Here is a 15,819-nt window from a genome sequence, read left to right as displayed (position 1 = left end):
AAATGACAGTTCAGAGCTATACCGACTCATCCGCCATATTCAGCGCGGTTGTTCAAGACCGCACGAGGTGCAGATTGCCGACCGCAAACCAGATCGAGCACGCGGGTGCGTTTGTAGCCCGTATCGGCTTTTCTGAGCTAAGTGCCATCGACCGCGAAGTACTGCCGAGGCTAGTTCATGGCCGTCTGGAGAGCATGATGAACCTCCTTTCCAGCCGAGCCACCGTCAGCCTCGCGCTGTCAGTGTCTTCGGTCTGCCTTGGCCTTGAATGACAGCGGCCAGTCGTTGGGAGTGGCTGGACTTTGACGAGGCCGAGTCAAAGCAAGTCCGAGACTTCCTGAGCCAAGGCGTCGATGGGGAGGGTGTCGACCCTTTGAGGCTCGGTGCCTCGGTTCGTGACCGCATGGCGGATCACCTGTTTCCCGGTACTTCCACCCAGTACACGCGACTTCGGTACGTATTATTGACCTCGGCGATCTTGCGCAAGAAGGGCGCGACGATTGGCAATCTCCCGCAGAGCCAGACCATGCTCAACGTGGCGCTCGGCATGGCGAACCCCGATGAGAAGGGCGTCATCGGCAGGCGCAGGCCTGAGCGGGATTTCGTGCATTTGTACTGGAGCGCCTTGCGCACCTGGAAATTGCTCACGCCAGTGACGGCAGATCCTCGGGATATCACCGTGCCCAATGGCCTCGTTGCGATGCAGTCGAAGGTCGCCACAGACGAAGAGGGCAGTCCGCTGCTGGAGCATCGCGTCCAGTGGGACCCGAAGGTGGTGATGCTTGCCGATCAATTCTGGGGCGATCCGAGTGAGACGACGCGGCCGAGCATCCACTGCACCCGGGCCGAAGTGAACTTCATCCTTGGCCAGTGGGAGGCACTGCCTGGCAATCCACCATTGGCCGTCATGGCATCACAACTAAAAAAGGGGCGACGGCTGTCAATGGTTAACTATCCATGGGAGATGGCCGTTGGGAGTTGTGCCGATACGCGCGCCGACTTCGCCCGTGCCAAAGCAGTAAGCCTGATCTGCTGGAGCGCCCAACTGGCGTACAACTTTGCGCTCCTCGAGGCAGCCCGGAGATTGGAAGCCAAAGGCCAGGAGACGACCACTTGGCAGCAGCAGAACCAGGACCTTGGCGCAACGCAGAAGCGCATTGACAAGCTCTTTACAACATGGAAGGAGGCTTTCGACTCGGAACGGGCGACGCTCGCGCCGTGGACCGAGCCCTCCCATTGGGAGCCACTCGGCAGCGAGAGCTCGCGCACCTTTCTGGCCAGCACGGCCCAGAGGCTCGTTGCCGGCAGCACAGCCCTGAAATCGGCACAGTGGTCAGCCTGGGTCAGACAGAGAGAGACGGTCAATCCGGCGCCGAAGCTCAGCAATGACCACCATCTCGCTGCTTGGTCGGGCACGCCCGAGATGGCGCGCCGGTGGGATTTCCGCTGGGGCGCCAGCGTGCGAAGATTCGTCCAAGACGCGGAGAATCCGCGTGGTTAAGCGAGCCATCCCGCTCGATCCGGATGGGCGCTCAACGTTGCGCGAAGTGCTGTTGCCGCCGGATGGATATCGCCTGGACAGTGCCTTGGGCACTGCATATAGCCTTGACGCCGAAACGCTCGTCACCATTCCGCTTTTCGCTGCGGGACTTGGTGCCGAAGACCTTCAGAAATCTGTCGGCATCTCGAAGGTCTATGACCTCGGCGCCCGCCTCACACTCCTGGTGCAGGGAGACCGGATTGGAATATCGAAACGCTGTGCAACTTCCCGGCCGTTGCTGAAGCTTGTCGGTGATGCGGTCGTTCCCTGCTCGATCAAGGACGGCTCCTTTCACCCGAAGTTGTTTGTGCTGGTGTTCGACTCCATCGAGAAGCCCGACAAGCGCCTTTTTCGCATCGTCGTCGCGACCCGCAATCTCACGACCGACAACTCGTGGGATTCGGTGGTTGTCCTCGATGAAGCGCCGAACGGCGTGCGCATCCCGGGACTCGCCGAAGCTGTCAGCGGACTCGCGCAGTTCGTGAACGATCCATCGCACTCTGCTGTCAAGCTGTGTACGCAGTTGGGCGATGCGCTGAGGAACATATGCTTCCAGCCACTGCCGGGCGTCACTGATCTGGAACTGCGACTGTTCCATCGCGGCAGCAAAAACGCTGAGGAGGTTCTTAAGAAAATTAAGGGCGATGACTTGTTGATCATCTCGCCATTCGTGCGTCAGGGTTTTCTCGACCAAATTGCGGCGCAGGCCGGTGTTGACAAGGCGCATCGCTGGCTCGTGACCCGGCCGGTTGATGTGCCGGACAGCGCGTTCATGAACTACCGAGTGTTCAAGATCGCCGATGCAGCGGTGCCGGTCCACAACGTGTCCGACCCGCAGCAAGGCGCACAGGGACGGCTGGTCGGGCTACACGCAAAGATTTATCTTGCTTCGTCGAAGAGCGGGGGCACGCGAATCGTAGTCACAAGCGCCAATGCCACGCCATCCGGATGGACACGAAATGTCGAGGTGGCCGTTACCGGGGTAGCGAAGGCAAAAGCGCTCCAGGTGCCGGCGCTGCTTGCACAGGGTGAGCCGGACGAGGAGCGCACCTTCCGCAGCCTGCTGGACGAGCTGACCCCGATGGCGGTTGCAAGCGAGACGCCCGACCCTGAATGGGTCCGTCGGGCGCGAAGCGTTCTGGCTGGCGCCGTCGCAGTTGGGCGGGTTAGGAAAGGGCCGCCGCGAATCCTCGGAATCACCCTCGATTTTCGAGCGGACAGGTTCGACTGGCCACAGGGCGTCGAGATCACCATGCATCCGTTCGGCTACAGCGACTGCTGCATTCGCCTGCTGCTCGCGAACACCCGCATGTCCGGCGACCTTGGGATCGAGCCTGGCATCGAACTCACGCCATTTGCAGTCCTGACCCTTCGCTGTGGTGATGGTCCGCCGCTGGAGATCGTGCTTGCTATGCAACTGCAGGGAGATCTCGACTGGCTCAGGGATGATGCCCGCGCGACGCTGGCTCAGTTAGCAAGGCCAGATCTGTACCGTGAACTGCTTTGGTACTTCGGTGTAAGGGGTCACGGCAGCGGCTCCAAGAATGAGCCCACCGTCAAAAGCTCGCCGGCAACGAAGCCTGAAAGTGCCCCTAGTCTTCCCATCCTTGAGAAGGTGTTGCTACGCGTGCATGGTCCCAATGCAAAGGCGGAGATCGCGACAATCGATGGCCTTCTGGCAGCCCTCGGCGACGACGTAGAGGACGAGCGCTTGGCCACCATGTGGCGGCTCGTGAAGGAGTCGTTGAGATGAGCGCTTCGGACCTGCTTGCCGACTTGAACCTGCAGGAGTTCCAGAAGCGGACCGTGAAGCACGTTTATGACCGCATGTTCGAGGGCGGTCAGCGCCGTTTTCTCGTCGCTGACGAAGTTGGTCTCGGAAAGACCAAGGTAGCGCAAGGCGTGATTGCCCAGGCGATCGCCGGCCGTCGTTATCCGAATGTGCTTTATGTTGCTTCCAGTGGGCACATCGTCAGCCAGAATCTGCACAAGTTGAAGACCAGGCGCTTGACACCTGAATTCTTCGGCTCTCTATGCTTGCTGGCCGAGAAGGTATACGAGCAGCGCGTCCAAGGCAAACTGATCGGGCTGACACCGATCAAGGATCTGCGAAGCGACCATTTCGGTTCCGTGCGAGAGCGTGCGCTTCTGTACAAGCTGCTCATGCGCCGCTACCGGTCGCTGATGATGGAGCCGGCAGTTCGTGAGTTCTTCCGGGGCAATCGGGTCAGCGAAGAGACTTTCAATCACTACGCCCGAGGATCCTTGCCGATTGCGTTACAGGATGATTTCGAGCGAAACCTCGAACCCGAGATCGTCGACCGGTTGAAGGATCCTCAACTGCGCAAGAAGCACAAGCGGGCCATCGTTGGCAAGCTGCGTGCAGTGCTTGCGAAATGCGCTCTTCAAAAGCTGAATCCAGTCTTGATCGTCGTCGATGAAATTCAGCGGTTCTCAGACGGGCTCTTGACCAGCAAGCCCACGCCGCAAGTCGAATACCTTCTCGAGCGGCCGATGCTCGTCCTCTCGGCAACGCCATACCAGCCTGGCGTACCGGGCGACCATTCCGGTAAGGATCCACACAAGGGCTTTCTCGAACTGGTCGAATTTCTGAATCGTGATCAGCCGAACAGGGTCGAAAAGGTTAAGCAGGCACTCTCGGCGATGCGTGAGGCGTTGCTGGCACCCGACATTCGCAAACCTGTGCTGCAGCAGGCCGTGGAAGACCTCGGCAATCATCTGCGGGATTTCATGGTTCGCACGGAGCGCCCATTCGACGCCCACGTCGAGCGAATCGCGGTGGATGCACACCCCGGCGGGGCCGACCTTGATGCCCTGCGCCAGGCGATGAATCTTCTCAAGAAAGCCATTCCCTCTGCGAAGAACAAGCGCCATCGCTTTGCCGAGCTCGTCGATCTCTGGAAGTCCACGCCGTACGTCGTCAGCGCGCTGAGCCACCGATACGTCACAGGCAGGGACTTCGCAGGGGTGCTCGGCACACGCCTGCCGACACCGGCTGCACTCACCTCTTCGCAGCTCTGTCGAAAGACGCCACTGGTCGACCCTGTGCACCCGCGTCTGCGAGCCATGATTAAGGAGATGGGAAGTGATGCGGGGGCGCGCCGGCTGTGGCTTCCTCCAACGCGGTCGTATATTGACGATCCTTCCCGGCCGTTCGAGGACCTGCCGTCGAAGACCCTGGTCTTTACGTCTTGGGGGGCAGCGCCCCCGGCGATCGCGACTGCATTGAATCTGTGCTTCGAGCCACGGCCTGGTCGCGAAAAAGACCTCGAGTTTTCCCGGTCAAATAAGCTTGACGGGCAAAGCACGCCCGTGCGCTCCGTCTACGTGCTTGGTGCGCCTCTCTGGCGATTCGCCGAAGACAGCGATCCGTTTGAAGCCATGCGAGGCGTCGGGAAGGCGCTGCCGCCGTCGAAGCTGATTGCGGAGATTCGGGAACAGCTCGTTGGAGCGGGGCGTCTCAAGGTGTCCCGCGCTTCGCGCCCGCAGAACGTCGTCGACGTTGCACTTGGACTCAACGCGCAGCCAACCTATCCGCACCCATCGGCTCAGAACGCTTCGTTCCTTAGGCCAGCTCGGGACCTCATGAAGGAAGTCGAGAACGTCGACCAAATCATGGTTGCCAGCGCGGACGCCAATGAGCTCGCGGAACTTGCTGCCGCAGCGCCGGGCACATGTGCCTACCGGGCTCTGCGCCGTGCCATTCCGGGATTGGAAAAAGACAAGCGCGCGCTGTTCGGCGCTGCAATTGCGATCGGGAACAGCATCACGCGCCTCTTCCAGCGTCCCGCTGCCGTGGCGATCGTCGAAGGTGGTCGTTCGAAGGCAAGGATGCCGTACTGGCGCCGCGTCCTTCGTTTCTGCCTGGATCACGACCTTCAGAGCGTGCTGGACGAGTATGTTTTTCTTCTTGTGCGTGACAGTTCGGAAAAGGACGCTGATAAATTGGCGGACGATGTCGCGGAGGCGATTCATGTTGCGTTGAGCACGGTGGGGGGGCTTCATGTCGCGCGTCCGAGGGCGAAGGGAAAATCGCCTTATGGCGCTGCGATGTACGCCCGAGCCCTGGGGGAGCATGACAGTCCAATGGATGACGAACCGAACGCGCAGAAGAACACCAAAAGCAAGTCTAAGAAGTTGGCACGCGCGAAGGGCCGGCATGCCAATCCTCTGCTGACAGCGTTCAACTCTCCGTTTCCACCGTTCGTGTTGACCACAACGTCAACAGGTCAAGAAGGGCTCGATATGCACCGGTACTGCAAGCTGCTCGTGCATTGGAATCTTCCGAATTCGCCACTGGCCCTAGAGCAACGCGAAGGAAGAATTGATCGTTATCTCAGTCTGGGCGTGCGGACGAACATTGCGGAGCTCGGCTTTCCGCCGAGCGTGGCATCTTTGCCAGCAAACCCCTGGGAACTGCTCTTGCTGGCGGCCGAGGCGCAGACTAGCAAGCACAGCAGCATCCTCGCACCGCTATGGCATTTTGGCGAGGGCCAGCCCATCAAGGCCATCGCGCTCAACGTCCCGTTTTCCAGAGAGGAGACAGCTTGGAAGCGCCTGTTGGAGGAGGCCAGCTGGTATCGCCTGGTGCTGGGCCAGCCCGAGCCTCATGCGCTGCTGGAGCGACTCTCAAACGCCAGTGAGAGCAATCGCCGTGAAATCGAGGGCGTTCGACTGGATTTGACCCCACGTGTTGGCAGCTAAATCTACCCCTGACGAGAACGGCTTGCCGCAATAGCTTGAAACCGCGTCGATCGATGTTTGAGGAAGACTTTGGCAACGTGGTGGAGACGCCGAGAATTTGTGGTCGTCATAGCGTCGCAACCAGGCACGCGATTGCACCACCAAGGTGTCGTAACCGGGGGTGACAGCCTGGCTGCGGACCAATTGCAGCGTTCGCCAACTCTATGCCGTCGCTCTGCTCGGCAATCTTTCCTATGCGACGGCAGCAGCCAGGAAACTGGAGGAACTGCGTGTGAAAACCATCGACTGCGCCAGGGCGGTGCTGCGAGTGCATCGCGTGGATGATGAGGAAAGAGCTCTGACGTTGAAAGAGGAAGGTCGTCTGCTGCTGCAGGCCCATCGCGTCACGGTCTTTTCCTCGGCACAGTTTCTGACCGGCAAGAAGGCCGATGAAATCATCGCGTTGCTGGAGACGGAGGAGCTCGATACTGAAGAAAAGCTGTCAGTTAAAGAGGTGCGTGAGGCCGTCCGGCTTGCAAAGAGCTACGGCTGACTATTTACGAATTGGGCGCGAAGCAGCAGGCAACGAATAAATGACTTTCTCTGTATGGCGCGGTGGGGCATGGCGCGTCACCAGCCCTCTTTCGCCTCACATCCACACCAGAGTCCTAGCTTGAGCTGTGCTCGCGCTCGTATGTGTGGGCGGGCCGGGCCATGTTGGCCTGCAAGCAGTCCGACCCGCGTCGAATCACGCAAGTGCGGCGTGCAGTTGGGGAGGAAGCGCGGTTGGACAACATGACGAACATGCATGGGCTCGATCAGCGACGTGGAAAACGGCCGCGCCGAAACGAGTAAGACTGATCACAGATCGGTCTTACGGAGTGCTGCTTAGGCCGCCGTTGAGACAGTCTTTCTTTTGCGCAATGTTGTTCATCGCCGCGAAGACCATGTAGCAAACCCTGCGGCAGGTCCGCGTCGCGGATCGGCTGCGACCCTGCGACTCGAGCCCTGACCAGGGAACGCATCTGCCCAGTCGGCGAGCTTGACAGAGAATCGAGCGACGCAGACCTTCATCGCCTTGCTTTCCACGCGGGGCGAGCTCATCCCGATTAACATCAGCCAATATAAGTAAACGCCATATGCATAAATCGTCATCGCCTCTCGACTTGACCGCAATACCCTATTCGCAACGCCAACTGGTAGTAGTCCAAGCTGACGAGGTCGTGGCCGCAATGCGTGAATCTCGATCAAATGGCTCCACAATTGCCTCATCGGATCTAGCGAAGGTGGTAAAGGCTGGCTCCTTGCTCATCGGGGGAATCACGGTATGGGTAGGCGCCGCGGCTGTGCTCGCGAAGGAAGCGTACGACGCCTGGGTGAAAGCGCGTGACTCAGGATTGAACGTGATGCAAATCAGTAATACCGAAGCGAGTCAACTCAGCTTTCCTCCTGGTCATCCGCGCCCGGGAACCCTTTATGTCGCGCATCCAGCGACTTCAACGGTTTACTACACCACTGCAATGTTTCACCGCATGGCGTTTGAGCACAAGTTCACCGAAGCCGTAGAGCTTCTCATGAGCCTTGGCGCATCGCATATCGAGGTCGAACACGTACACGGCTGGTCCCGTGAGTTCTCTGCCACGATGGCAACTCTAGTCCCAACTGTTTCGGCGGAGGCATCTGCATCCTCGAATACTGCCCGGTCATCATCTCTACTTTTCAAGGCAGACTTCGACAATGACCATGAACCGAGTGTTCCTAGCGACCTCGCTTGGTACGCCCATGAGCCGACTTGGCGCAGCATCGCTCATGGCCGTTTGAAGTACGGCATGAAAGAGTTTTCGCTTGGTGTCTCATACCAAGACGACTACGGCGTGAATGCTGGTCTGAAGTTAAAGGCAGAGAAGGCAGGACTCGATATGGGAGGCGCCTTTGAAGATCACTTGCGCACAACGTGGACCATCTCTGGCAGCTTCAATGAGTGCAAGGGGAAACCCTGAGTGACTCCAAATTCACTAAACGACGCTTTCGTCCGAATCAAGTTTTCTGAGGCCCAAATAATATTCTTCTCGTCAACGCGAAGATGCGCCCGCGTCACTCTTAGGCGTCGTTCGTCCTTCCCCTTGGTCTGGGCGCGGTACGGTGCACAAGCCCGCGGGGTCACCTTCCAGTACCGGCAGAAGGCGTGGAAGCGGTCGTTGAAGCGGACCTCGCGGGTCTGCAGGTCGTGCTCGCTGACGAGGGCCCGCGCGTTGTCCACAAGCACCTCCTGTGGAGTGCCGCCGAAGTGCCGGAACGCGCCTTCCAGGCCCTGCAGCCACGCCGACTGGCGCTCGTGCAGGAACATGGCGACGAAGGTGCGTCGGGAGTAGCCCAGCGTCGCGACGAACAGATGCACCTTCAGCGGTTCGTCGGCCACCGGCACGCGCACGGTGCCGCGAAGTCGATCTGCAACTGCCGCCCGGGCGGCGTCTCGTAGCGCACCGTCGCCACGCTCTGCGCCAGGACCTCGCGGCGCAGATGCGCCACCGCACGCTCGACCGTGCGCAGGCTGACCGCGACGCCGTGCACGCGCAGCAGCTCTTGGCGCACGACATCGCAGTTGCCGCGATGCTGGCGGAATTGCCCGGCAAGCCACTCGGCATGCTCGGTCAAGCGGCCGGTCCGCGGTGGCGACTCATAGGGCTGCCAGCCACCCTGGCGCAGGTATCGCCGCACGGTGTTGCGGCTGCAACCCAACTCGTTGGCGATGCGCTTGGCGCCCCAGCCGAGCGACGCCAGCTTGAGCATCGCCTCCACGTCCTCCGGTGCCTGCATCGCCTGCCTCCAATCGATCCGTTCGGATCGTGGAGCTTGCTCGAACACGTTGCCTTCCATCTTGGCCTCCTGCAATGAGGGGGGTCAATTCCTCATGTCGTCAGGGGGCAGTTTGTCGTGTCGCCTGACATCTGTCTCAAACGTGTTCCTTCGCGCACATGAATGCTAGTGCAGTGTGCGCCCTCGCGAAACACTCGACTTAATGTTGACAACGCAGTCGCACGGTGGTGGCGCCGCTGAGGAGTTATAAGCAACGACGCATCAGTCGTTATGTGTCCTAGCAGGTGCAGATTGCAATGTAAGCAGTCAATAAACCACGCCCTTGCGCGTGGTGTCGGAACCGGTGCGCGCAGGGCGGCCTACGCGCTGCCGAGCTCGGTGTTCCAGGGCAACAGCGCCTCGTAGTCGTCGACGGTCTGTGCCAACGGCAGCTTCTTGAACAGCGCGACGAGGTAGCGGTAGGGCTCGACGTTGTTGGCCTTGGCCGTTTCAATCAGCGAGTAGAGATTGGCGCTCGCATTGGCACCGCCGACGGCGCTTCGGCTACGGTCGGCCGAGGCAGTGAAAACCTCCTCGTCACGTCAGTATGCCGAACGCGACGGCGATGTCATTGGTGAGTCGCTACTTGACTGCCTGCGTCGGTGATGTAGACAGCAGGTGATCCGTGAGGAACTGCAGCCACACGTCGAAGCCGACCTTCGGGTTGCCACGGTGGCCGTACAGCGTTCCAAAAGTGCGGCAATCGACCTTCATGGTGTTCAACCCTTCGGGCGTACCGGGGTACTCCTTGCCGTTCGACTCCAAGATGAACTTGTTGCCGACACGCACGTTGCCACACTTGCTAGTGTTCTGGTAGTTGGTCTGACGCAGCGGGGTAGGTGCGTCCCAGTCATGGTTGGCGTCTTTCAGCACCTTGAACGTCACATTGCCACCGCGCTCGTTCATCCACTTGGTCTGGCGCTCGCAGGTCTCCGGCGGCGTCACGTCGTCCTTGTCGCCAGACACCAGCAACACTGGGATTTTCTTGAAGCGCTCAATGTCCGAACGGTCGACGCACGATGCGTAGAGGCCCACCGAAGCGTCAAAGTTGACGGCGCTGAATGCGGGCAGGTTCATCTTGTCTTGCACGATGGCCTCGATGTACGGGCGCGTGACGTTGATGGCCGCAGCCCCGCCCATGCTTTCACCGAGGAAGCCGAACCTGGCGTCCTTCCATTCCTCGGCATTCTTCAGTTGGGCCATGGCAGCGATGGCATCGATGGCCATGTTCACCGCGTCGCCGCCCTTTATGCGTGCGACTTCGTAATCGCCGCCGCTGCGGTCCATGCCACGAGCGCGCCAGTTGTCCAGCACTACGGCGTTGATGCCGTTCTCGGCGAGGTACTTCGCATACTCGCTGTGGCGCTTGTCGAGGCCGCCAGCACCGGGGCTGATGACGACCAGCGCTTGGCGATTGTCACCCTTGACGCGAGCAAAGTATGCAGGCACCTTGACGCCCTCGCACTTGAAGCTTGGCGTCTTCCAGAAGCCCGTGCACTTCTGCGACGGGATCTTCTCGCTATCGAGTCCTCTGGTGGAGAAGACGTCGGCACCGAAACCGAAGCTGCCGAACAGTTGGGCGCATGCGGTCCCACACAAAGCAGCCCCCAAAAAAACGGCAGTGATCGAGCGGTGCAGGTTTCGATTGGTCATGTTGAACTTTGGTGAGGCGGTTAAAAGCATTCGATACCGCGGCAAGGCCATGGCCGTCGCGCTTCCGGTTGGGGATGCTTGGTGAATCTGGTCCGTGAGCAGCGGCAGGTTCGGTCAGGCGATGGTTGCAGCGCGCCCATTCGCCTGACTCTATATCGGCGACAGCACCCGGGTCTTGACCTCGGCCAGTTGCACGACACGATTGGCCCCCCTCGTTTAGCCGGTCGAAGGCAGTGTTGCCGAGCGTCGGCTTCAAGTCCGTGGCGCTCTCGGCGGCGCGACGGGCCGCCAAACCGTGATGTATTTGGCAGAATTGGTTCTAAATGATAAGCAAATAGGCGCGACGGTCACCCTTCAGATACATTCCGCGAACCAAAAATGGCCGGCATTTTTGGCAGAGCAAGAGCCGGCATCGGAGGTTCGAATGTCGCTCCTGTTCTTGATGAGGCTTCTGCACACCCCGCTTCCCGTTCGGGTTGTCCTGCCGGAAGAAGTCCGAAATGTCTCGGTGCTGCTGGCCACAGGCTTGATCGTGGCCGAGATCACGGCGCTCAAGCCGACCGGCCCCTACGCTGCATCGCTGATGGCGACGGTGACCGGCATTACCGATGAGGGCCTCACCGAGATCGCGAAGATGGGCGACCTGCCAAAATTCGTAAAGACTTCGATGCAATTCGCCCGCGGATTGCGATTGATGTGACCTGAGACTCGCCAGTTGCGCTCAGCCCATCTTCGGCAGCCCAGACTCGAGACCGAAGGCCATTCCACTCACTTTCGCCTTCGCTGGCTCGGGCTTTTCCTCCCGCGCGCCAAGGTCGAGATCCTCGACCATTCTCTGCCGCTCGAGCAAGCCTGCGCCATCGCGGCCTGGTAGGTCCCCCTGGGCCTCGACCAGCATCCAGAGCAATTGGGCGCCTTAATCTGATTGGCTGCGTTAGGGGTGGCGGTTGCACGACACAAGACGGCAAGTATCGTTTCACAGAACTCCTGCACAGACTTCGCTCTGATTTGACTTGGGGCACGCACACTGCCTCTCGACAGCGGTTCGGCGTTGGTAGAGGCAGGGGAGAAAATAGCCGCTCAGGGAACTGCCTCGATGCCGACCGCTGTCACCCCATACCGGCGCGACCGATCACTACTGAGGCCAGAGCCCTGCGTTGTCGAGCAAAGCGTCGTTCCTCTTGGCCTTGACGGGCCGACTGCTCCTGCGAGGCCTGCGCTGCTCTCTCGGCAAGCGCGGTCTACCCGCATTCGTGGTCTTCTGCGGGAACGCTGATGTGCCGAAGGTTTGCACCCGCTCCAAGTCGATCTGCAGCAACTGGTCGCACTTGGTCAGGTACTCCGCGCCGTGCACGAGCAGCCAGTCGCGCTTTTTCAAGTCAATCGCATCGATCGTACCCAGGTACGGGTAGCGGTAGGCGTTCTTGCGGCAGTGGTGAACGCCACCCCGTCCCGACGTGGCACTCTCCACCCAACGGTCCCCCACTTTCAGGCCGCGGTCGTACGGGTCCCGCACCCGCGATCCGTCGAACAGCAAGATCAGGTGGTAGTGAAAGCGCTCCAGGTCCGTGTACTCCAGGCTCCACATGTAGCCCACCAGGTCCTTGAATCTCCGATTCTCGCGGCGACCATTCCACAAACGCCGAAAGTCCTTACGCACCTGTGAGAGCGTCAATTCCGCCTTGAATGGCTTTTGATACTTCAGGTCCAGTCGCGCTACCTCCACCCGCGAGCACTTCTTGAATACTGCCTCCAGAAACGCGTGACCCGTATCGTAGTTTCGGCGGCAGTTTCGCTTCCTCTCATACTCGCTGCGCTGAAAGCCTCGGCCCTCGGCTTTGCTGCGTACCGTCGAGATCAGCCAGTTCTCCAACTCCCAGTTGCGCATCCCCGGATGTCCTGACATCGCCTGCGGGTTGCGGGAGTGCGTCGCTTGAAAATCAAGCGCATCCATGGCCTCGTAAAGAATGGTGCTGCAGAGGCTGGGATTGAACTCAGAATCGCGATTATCGAGATACACACGCTCCATGAACGCCTGCAGCAAGCCCGAGTACCGGGACAAATACAAGTCGCTCAGGACGGGGCGTCCCGTTTTGCGCTCCCGCAACTGCCGAGCGGGAGCCGTGCTGGAGCAGATGTCTCGCACAAACTCGTCAATCGAAGGCCGGACAGAGTCAAACTCGTCAGTGATGACGATTACCCCATCTTCTGTCATGAAGGCAGCCTCATTGAGGAGGAGGCCTTCATAGAACGGGTCGTCGAATAGTGGCCGACCGAGCGTCGGCTCTTGGGAGAGGGAAGATTTATTCATGGGGATCAGTTTCTTCAATGGCCCTGATCCCCATGAGTGCCAGATGCACTCGATGGAACATCAAGGCTCTGTGCACAGGAGAAGTCGATAGATGGTGCGGGCATCTGTCTCTAGCTTTCCTCTCGGAAGGAGAGAAAAGGAGGGGGACTTCCTAGCTGACTATGTTGATATCTTGGTTGTCCTTATTAATCTCATCCTTTTCCAATATTCAAGGTTCAGAGGCATCGTGATTTCGATTGCGAAAAGAATGCCTCCTGCGATTGACTGCCTACTTTTTTCTGGCATGGGGGTGGTACAAAGTTACGCCGGAGAAGGGCCATAAACGTGCGCACTAAGTCGCGCGCGCCTCAGCCTCGACACAGGACTCGATACGTGTGCCGTCTTCCGCAAAGAATGAGGTGATTGCAGTATTTTTCCCCGAGATGCCTTTCTCCCTTGATTCCCAGCCACGTGCTGGATGGCATCGTTCGTGTTGGCGACGTTCGTCGTAGCCCGCATCGGGCTTTTTCTCTCAGGGTGCTGCTGCCGTAGTCAGCTCGGCCAGCGAGCTTGCCGCGACGGCCGAATTGCGCGCGGACGACAACGCGTCTCCGAGATGCACCCCAACAAGCTTGCCGTCGGCTATTCGGATCAGCGGAGAGCCGGAGCTGTTGCCCATGGTGTTCGCATCGTGCTCCAGCGCCGCGCCGGTCACCGACACAATGCGGCCCATCGATATCACCATGCGTGACTCAGACGCGTGCGAATCCGGGCAACGGCCGAAGGCCCTGTCAATGTCCTGCGGCCGATCGGTGTTGGTGTTCACGGACGGGAAGCCCAGCAGCGCCACCGGCGTGTTGCCAGAGAGTGGGGCCGTCGCGAGAGTCAACTCTGCTGGCGCCTTCGTCCCTGCTGGCCATGCAGTCAGGATGAGGTCCAGGCTCGGGTGGCGACGCCAGGTCGCATCAGCCGGCAAGGCCACCCGCCGTACCCCACCACCGCCGAACACAGCCTCCACCCGGCGACCCAGCTTGAGCTTGCGTACGTTGGGTGACCCAGCGGGCTCCGTCGCATCGAGCATGACATGCCCGTTGGTGACGAGGCGCCCTTGCAGCACAAAGATCGTGCCCATGAGTTGCGGCGCGCCGCCGGCCAGAACCAAATACAGACCACCGACCGCTTCAGACAAATGCGGATATTGTGTCAGTAGGGTGCTGGCTGTAGCGCGGCGAGATTGCGACAACGAGTCATGACAAGCCTTGGCGAGTCCGCCGTCGCAATCAGGACAGACCGGAAACGCTGGCTCTTCAGGATTGACGATGCGATCCGTGTAATTGCCGTGCATGCCAAACGCCTTGTTGATGCGCAGCGACAGTTGCTTGACGTCTCCCTGGGGCAGAGGCGTCGCAGTGATCGGCACAGTGGCTCGGACAGTGCGAACCTCCTCGTCTGTGAACAGCCGCGCGTCATTTCCCCCCTGGCGCGACGCCATCAAGGCCTGGAGCTGACGCTGCTGCGTTGGCTGCAGGCGTTCGATCCGCGACGCTATCTGCTCGGCCTGCGCCCATGCGCACCCCATGCTGGTCCCCAGCACCGTGACGAGTGTGCCTTGGCACAGCCTTTGCAGCGCGTGCTTGTTCATTCATCGCCTTCGATGGCCTTCTTCGCGTCACCCAGGCCCGACGCCACATCTCCCCAAGCCTCGGTCCAAGCCACGATGCGGCCCCAGCCCGTGCCCGGGGGCGTCTTGCCTTCCGCCACATCGACCAGAGCTTGTTGCGCCTCGCGCAGGCCCTTGGCCAACATTTGCGGCGACGGTGTGGTACGTAGTGCGTCGTATTCGCCGAGTTGACGGTGGATGCGCAAAGCCATGTCCATGGTGCGCGCCTTCTCTTCCGGCGTGCGCGCGGTGGGTGCGGCCACCGAAAAGGCTTGAAAGCGCAGATACGGTTGGCGCAGCGACGCCCACTTTTGCCATAGCAATTGCGCGGCGAGTTTGTTCGGCTCGGGAATCACGTAGTCCGCTGGGGCGTCATCAGGCTTCTCGATGTAGGCTTTGCAGAACACGTGCCTCTTGCCCGCGTTGCGGCACAGGTCGTCGTATTCAGCACTGGTCTGGTCGAGTAGGTCGATCAAGTCGGCCACTGCCTGCTTGTTTGCGGCGACATAGATCTGCAGCGCTCTGGCGCGGGCCGCCTCGTCCTGCATTCCCATCACGGCTACCACCGCTTTGTTCAGGCCATCGATTACAACCTTGACCGTCAGGATGCCAGCGAGCAGGCCTGACTCCGGCACGGCTGCCATTTTGATCGACAGCAATCCGGCCACCTCGTCGGCGCAATCAGACGGCTCCGTCGACTTCTTGGGCATCCTTAACTTGGCTTGGCGCTCTTCTATGGTCGCTATCGATTCCCACAGGCTCGCGACGTCCTGATCGGGCTTTTTGAGCAGATCATTGACAGATTTACCATACCGCCCTAGCACGCCCACGCCGGCACGTGCGTCCGCCAACGCGCCCGTGCCCTTGCAGACGAAATCGCCGAACTCCTTCTCTGCCGTACCGCCGCCGGCTTGGTTGCTCACGATCACGTTGTTGGCATACGCGATCCGAGCCACGCGTGTGCGCTGGTCGGCCAGCAGCTTCACGCTGGCCTTCGCGGAGTCCATGGTTTCGGTGAAGCCTTCACCCGCCTTTACATAGGCTGACGTCGCGTTGCACCCGCCCAGCGCCAATGCGACTGGCGCGCAAAGTACGACCCAGAGATGCTTCATGGTT

Annotated in this window: 13 protein-coding genes and 1 pseudogene; 7 read left to right on the top strand and 7 right to left on the bottom strand. The window is 60.1% G+C overall.

The window, feature by feature from the left end; translation table 11 throughout:
• Positions 1 to 2: 2 nt before the first annotated feature.
• The 6 genes from ABID97_RS18280 to ABID97_RS18255 all read left to right on the top strand — a co-directional run bounded on the left by ABID97_RS18280 (position 3) and on the right by ABID97_RS18255 (position 8,244).
• Entirely contained in the window at positions 3 to 272 is a 270-nt protein-coding gene (locus ABID97_RS18280; RefSeq protein WP_354399829.1) for a hypothetical protein, read from the top strand.
• Positions 269 to 1,501 carry a DUF6361 family protein gene (locus tag ABID97_RS18275; protein ID WP_354399828.1) on the top strand — a complete coding sequence of 411 codons (1,233 nt, stop codon included), beginning with the start codon at positions 269 to 271 and terminating at the stop codon, positions 1,499 to 1,501. Before ABID97_RS18280 ends, ABID97_RS18275 begins: the two co-directional genes overlap by 4 nt.
• The gene (locus ABID97_RS18270; RefSeq protein WP_354399827.1) at positions 1,386 to 3,293 is read left to right on the top strand and encodes a phospholipase D-like domain-containing protein; all 1,908 of its coding nucleotides are present in this window, start codon (positions 1,386 to 1,388) and stop codon (positions 3,291 to 3,293) included. Before ABID97_RS18275 ends, ABID97_RS18270 begins: the two co-directional genes overlap by 116 nt.
• Positions 3,290 to 6,265, top strand: a complete 2,976-nt coding sequence (locus ABID97_RS18265) for a DEAD/DEAH box helicase family protein (protein ID WP_354399826.1) — start codon at positions 3,290 to 3,292, stop codon at positions 6,263 to 6,265. The genes ABID97_RS18270 and ABID97_RS18265 overlap by 4 nt, the downstream gene beginning before the upstream one ends.
• Before the next feature lie 160 nt (positions 6,266 to 6,425).
• On the top strand, positions 6,426 to 6,797 hold the full coding sequence (locus ABID97_RS18260) for a hypothetical protein (protein ID WP_354399825.1): 372 nt from the start codon (positions 6,426 to 6,428) through the stop codon (positions 6,795 to 6,797).
• 679 nt (positions 6,798 to 7,476) lie between these two features.
• Positions 7,477 to 8,244 carry a hypothetical protein gene (locus ABID97_RS18255; RefSeq protein ID WP_354399824.1) on the top strand — a complete coding sequence of 256 codons (768 nt, stop codon included), beginning with the start codon at positions 7,477 to 7,479 and terminating at the stop codon, positions 8,242 to 8,244.
• Here ABID97_RS18255 and ABID97_RS18250 read toward each other — a convergent pair.
• The 4 genes and pseudogenes from ABID97_RS18250 to ABID97_RS18235 all read right to left on the bottom strand — a co-directional run bounded on the left by ABID97_RS18250 (position 8,184) and on the right by ABID97_RS18235 (position 10,753).
• Complete coding sequence (locus ABID97_RS18250; RefSeq protein WP_354399823.1) at positions 8,184 to 8,669, bottom strand: DDE-type integrase/transposase/recombinase; 486 nt, start codon at positions 8,667 to 8,669, stop codon at positions 8,184 to 8,186. The two genes, ABID97_RS18255 and ABID97_RS18250, sit on opposite strands and share 61 nt — an antisense overlap.
• Complete coding sequence (locus tag ABID97_RS18245) at positions 8,645 to 9,121, bottom strand: helix-turn-helix domain-containing protein (RefSeq protein WP_354399822.1); 477 nt, start codon at positions 9,119 to 9,121, stop codon at positions 8,645 to 8,647. The genes ABID97_RS18250 and ABID97_RS18245 overlap by 25 nt, the downstream gene beginning before the upstream one ends.
• A 299-nt stretch (positions 9,122 to 9,420) precedes the next feature.
• Positions 9,421 to 9,588, bottom strand: a pseudogene (locus ABID97_RS18240) (transposase domain-containing protein); the annotation flags it as partial.
• A 94-nt stretch (positions 9,589 to 9,682) separates the two neighbouring features.
• Complete coding sequence (locus tag ABID97_RS18235; RefSeq protein ID WP_354399821.1) at positions 9,683 to 10,753, bottom strand: dienelactone hydrolase family protein; 1,071 nt, start codon at positions 10,751 to 10,753, stop codon at positions 9,683 to 9,685.
• 424 nt (positions 10,754 to 11,177) lie between these two features.
• On the opposite strand from ABID97_RS18235, the gene ABID97_RS18230 reads away from it, so the two are divergent.
• Complete coding sequence (locus ABID97_RS18230; RefSeq protein ID WP_354399820.1) at positions 11,178 to 11,453, top strand: hypothetical protein; 276 nt, start codon at positions 11,178 to 11,180, stop codon at positions 11,451 to 11,453.
• Between the two features lie 435 nt (positions 11,454 to 11,888).
• Here ABID97_RS18230 and ABID97_RS18225 read toward each other — a convergent pair whose 3' ends face one another.
• The 3 genes from ABID97_RS18225 to ABID97_RS18215 all read right to left on the bottom strand — a co-directional run bounded on the left by ABID97_RS18225 (position 11,889) and on the right by ABID97_RS18215 (position 15,815).
• On the bottom strand, positions 11,889 to 13,064 hold the full coding sequence (locus tag ABID97_RS18225; protein WP_354399819.1) for a YagK/YfjJ domain-containing protein: 1,176 nt from the start codon (positions 13,062 to 13,064) through the stop codon (positions 11,889 to 11,891).
• Positions 13,065 to 13,575: 511 nt separating this feature from the next.
• A complete protein-coding gene (locus tag ABID97_RS18220) occupies positions 13,576 to 14,685 on the bottom strand; it encodes a trypsin-like serine peptidase (protein ID WP_354399818.1) in 1,110 nt (369 codons plus the stop codon).
• A complete protein-coding gene (locus tag ABID97_RS18215; protein WP_354399817.1) occupies positions 14,682 to 15,815 on the bottom strand; it encodes a hypothetical protein in 1,134 nt (377 codons plus the stop codon). Before ABID97_RS18215 ends, ABID97_RS18220 begins: the two co-directional genes overlap by 4 nt.
• Positions 15,816 to 15,819: the final 4 nt, after the last annotated feature.

The sequence above is a fragment of the Variovorax sp. OAS795 genome (assembly GCF_040546685.1).
GTDB lineage: Bacteria > Pseudomonadota > Gammaproteobacteria > Burkholderiales > Burkholderiaceae_C > Variovorax.
Note: the sequence above shows the minus strand (reverse complement) of the source record. Positions and strands in the feature narration are given on the sequence as shown.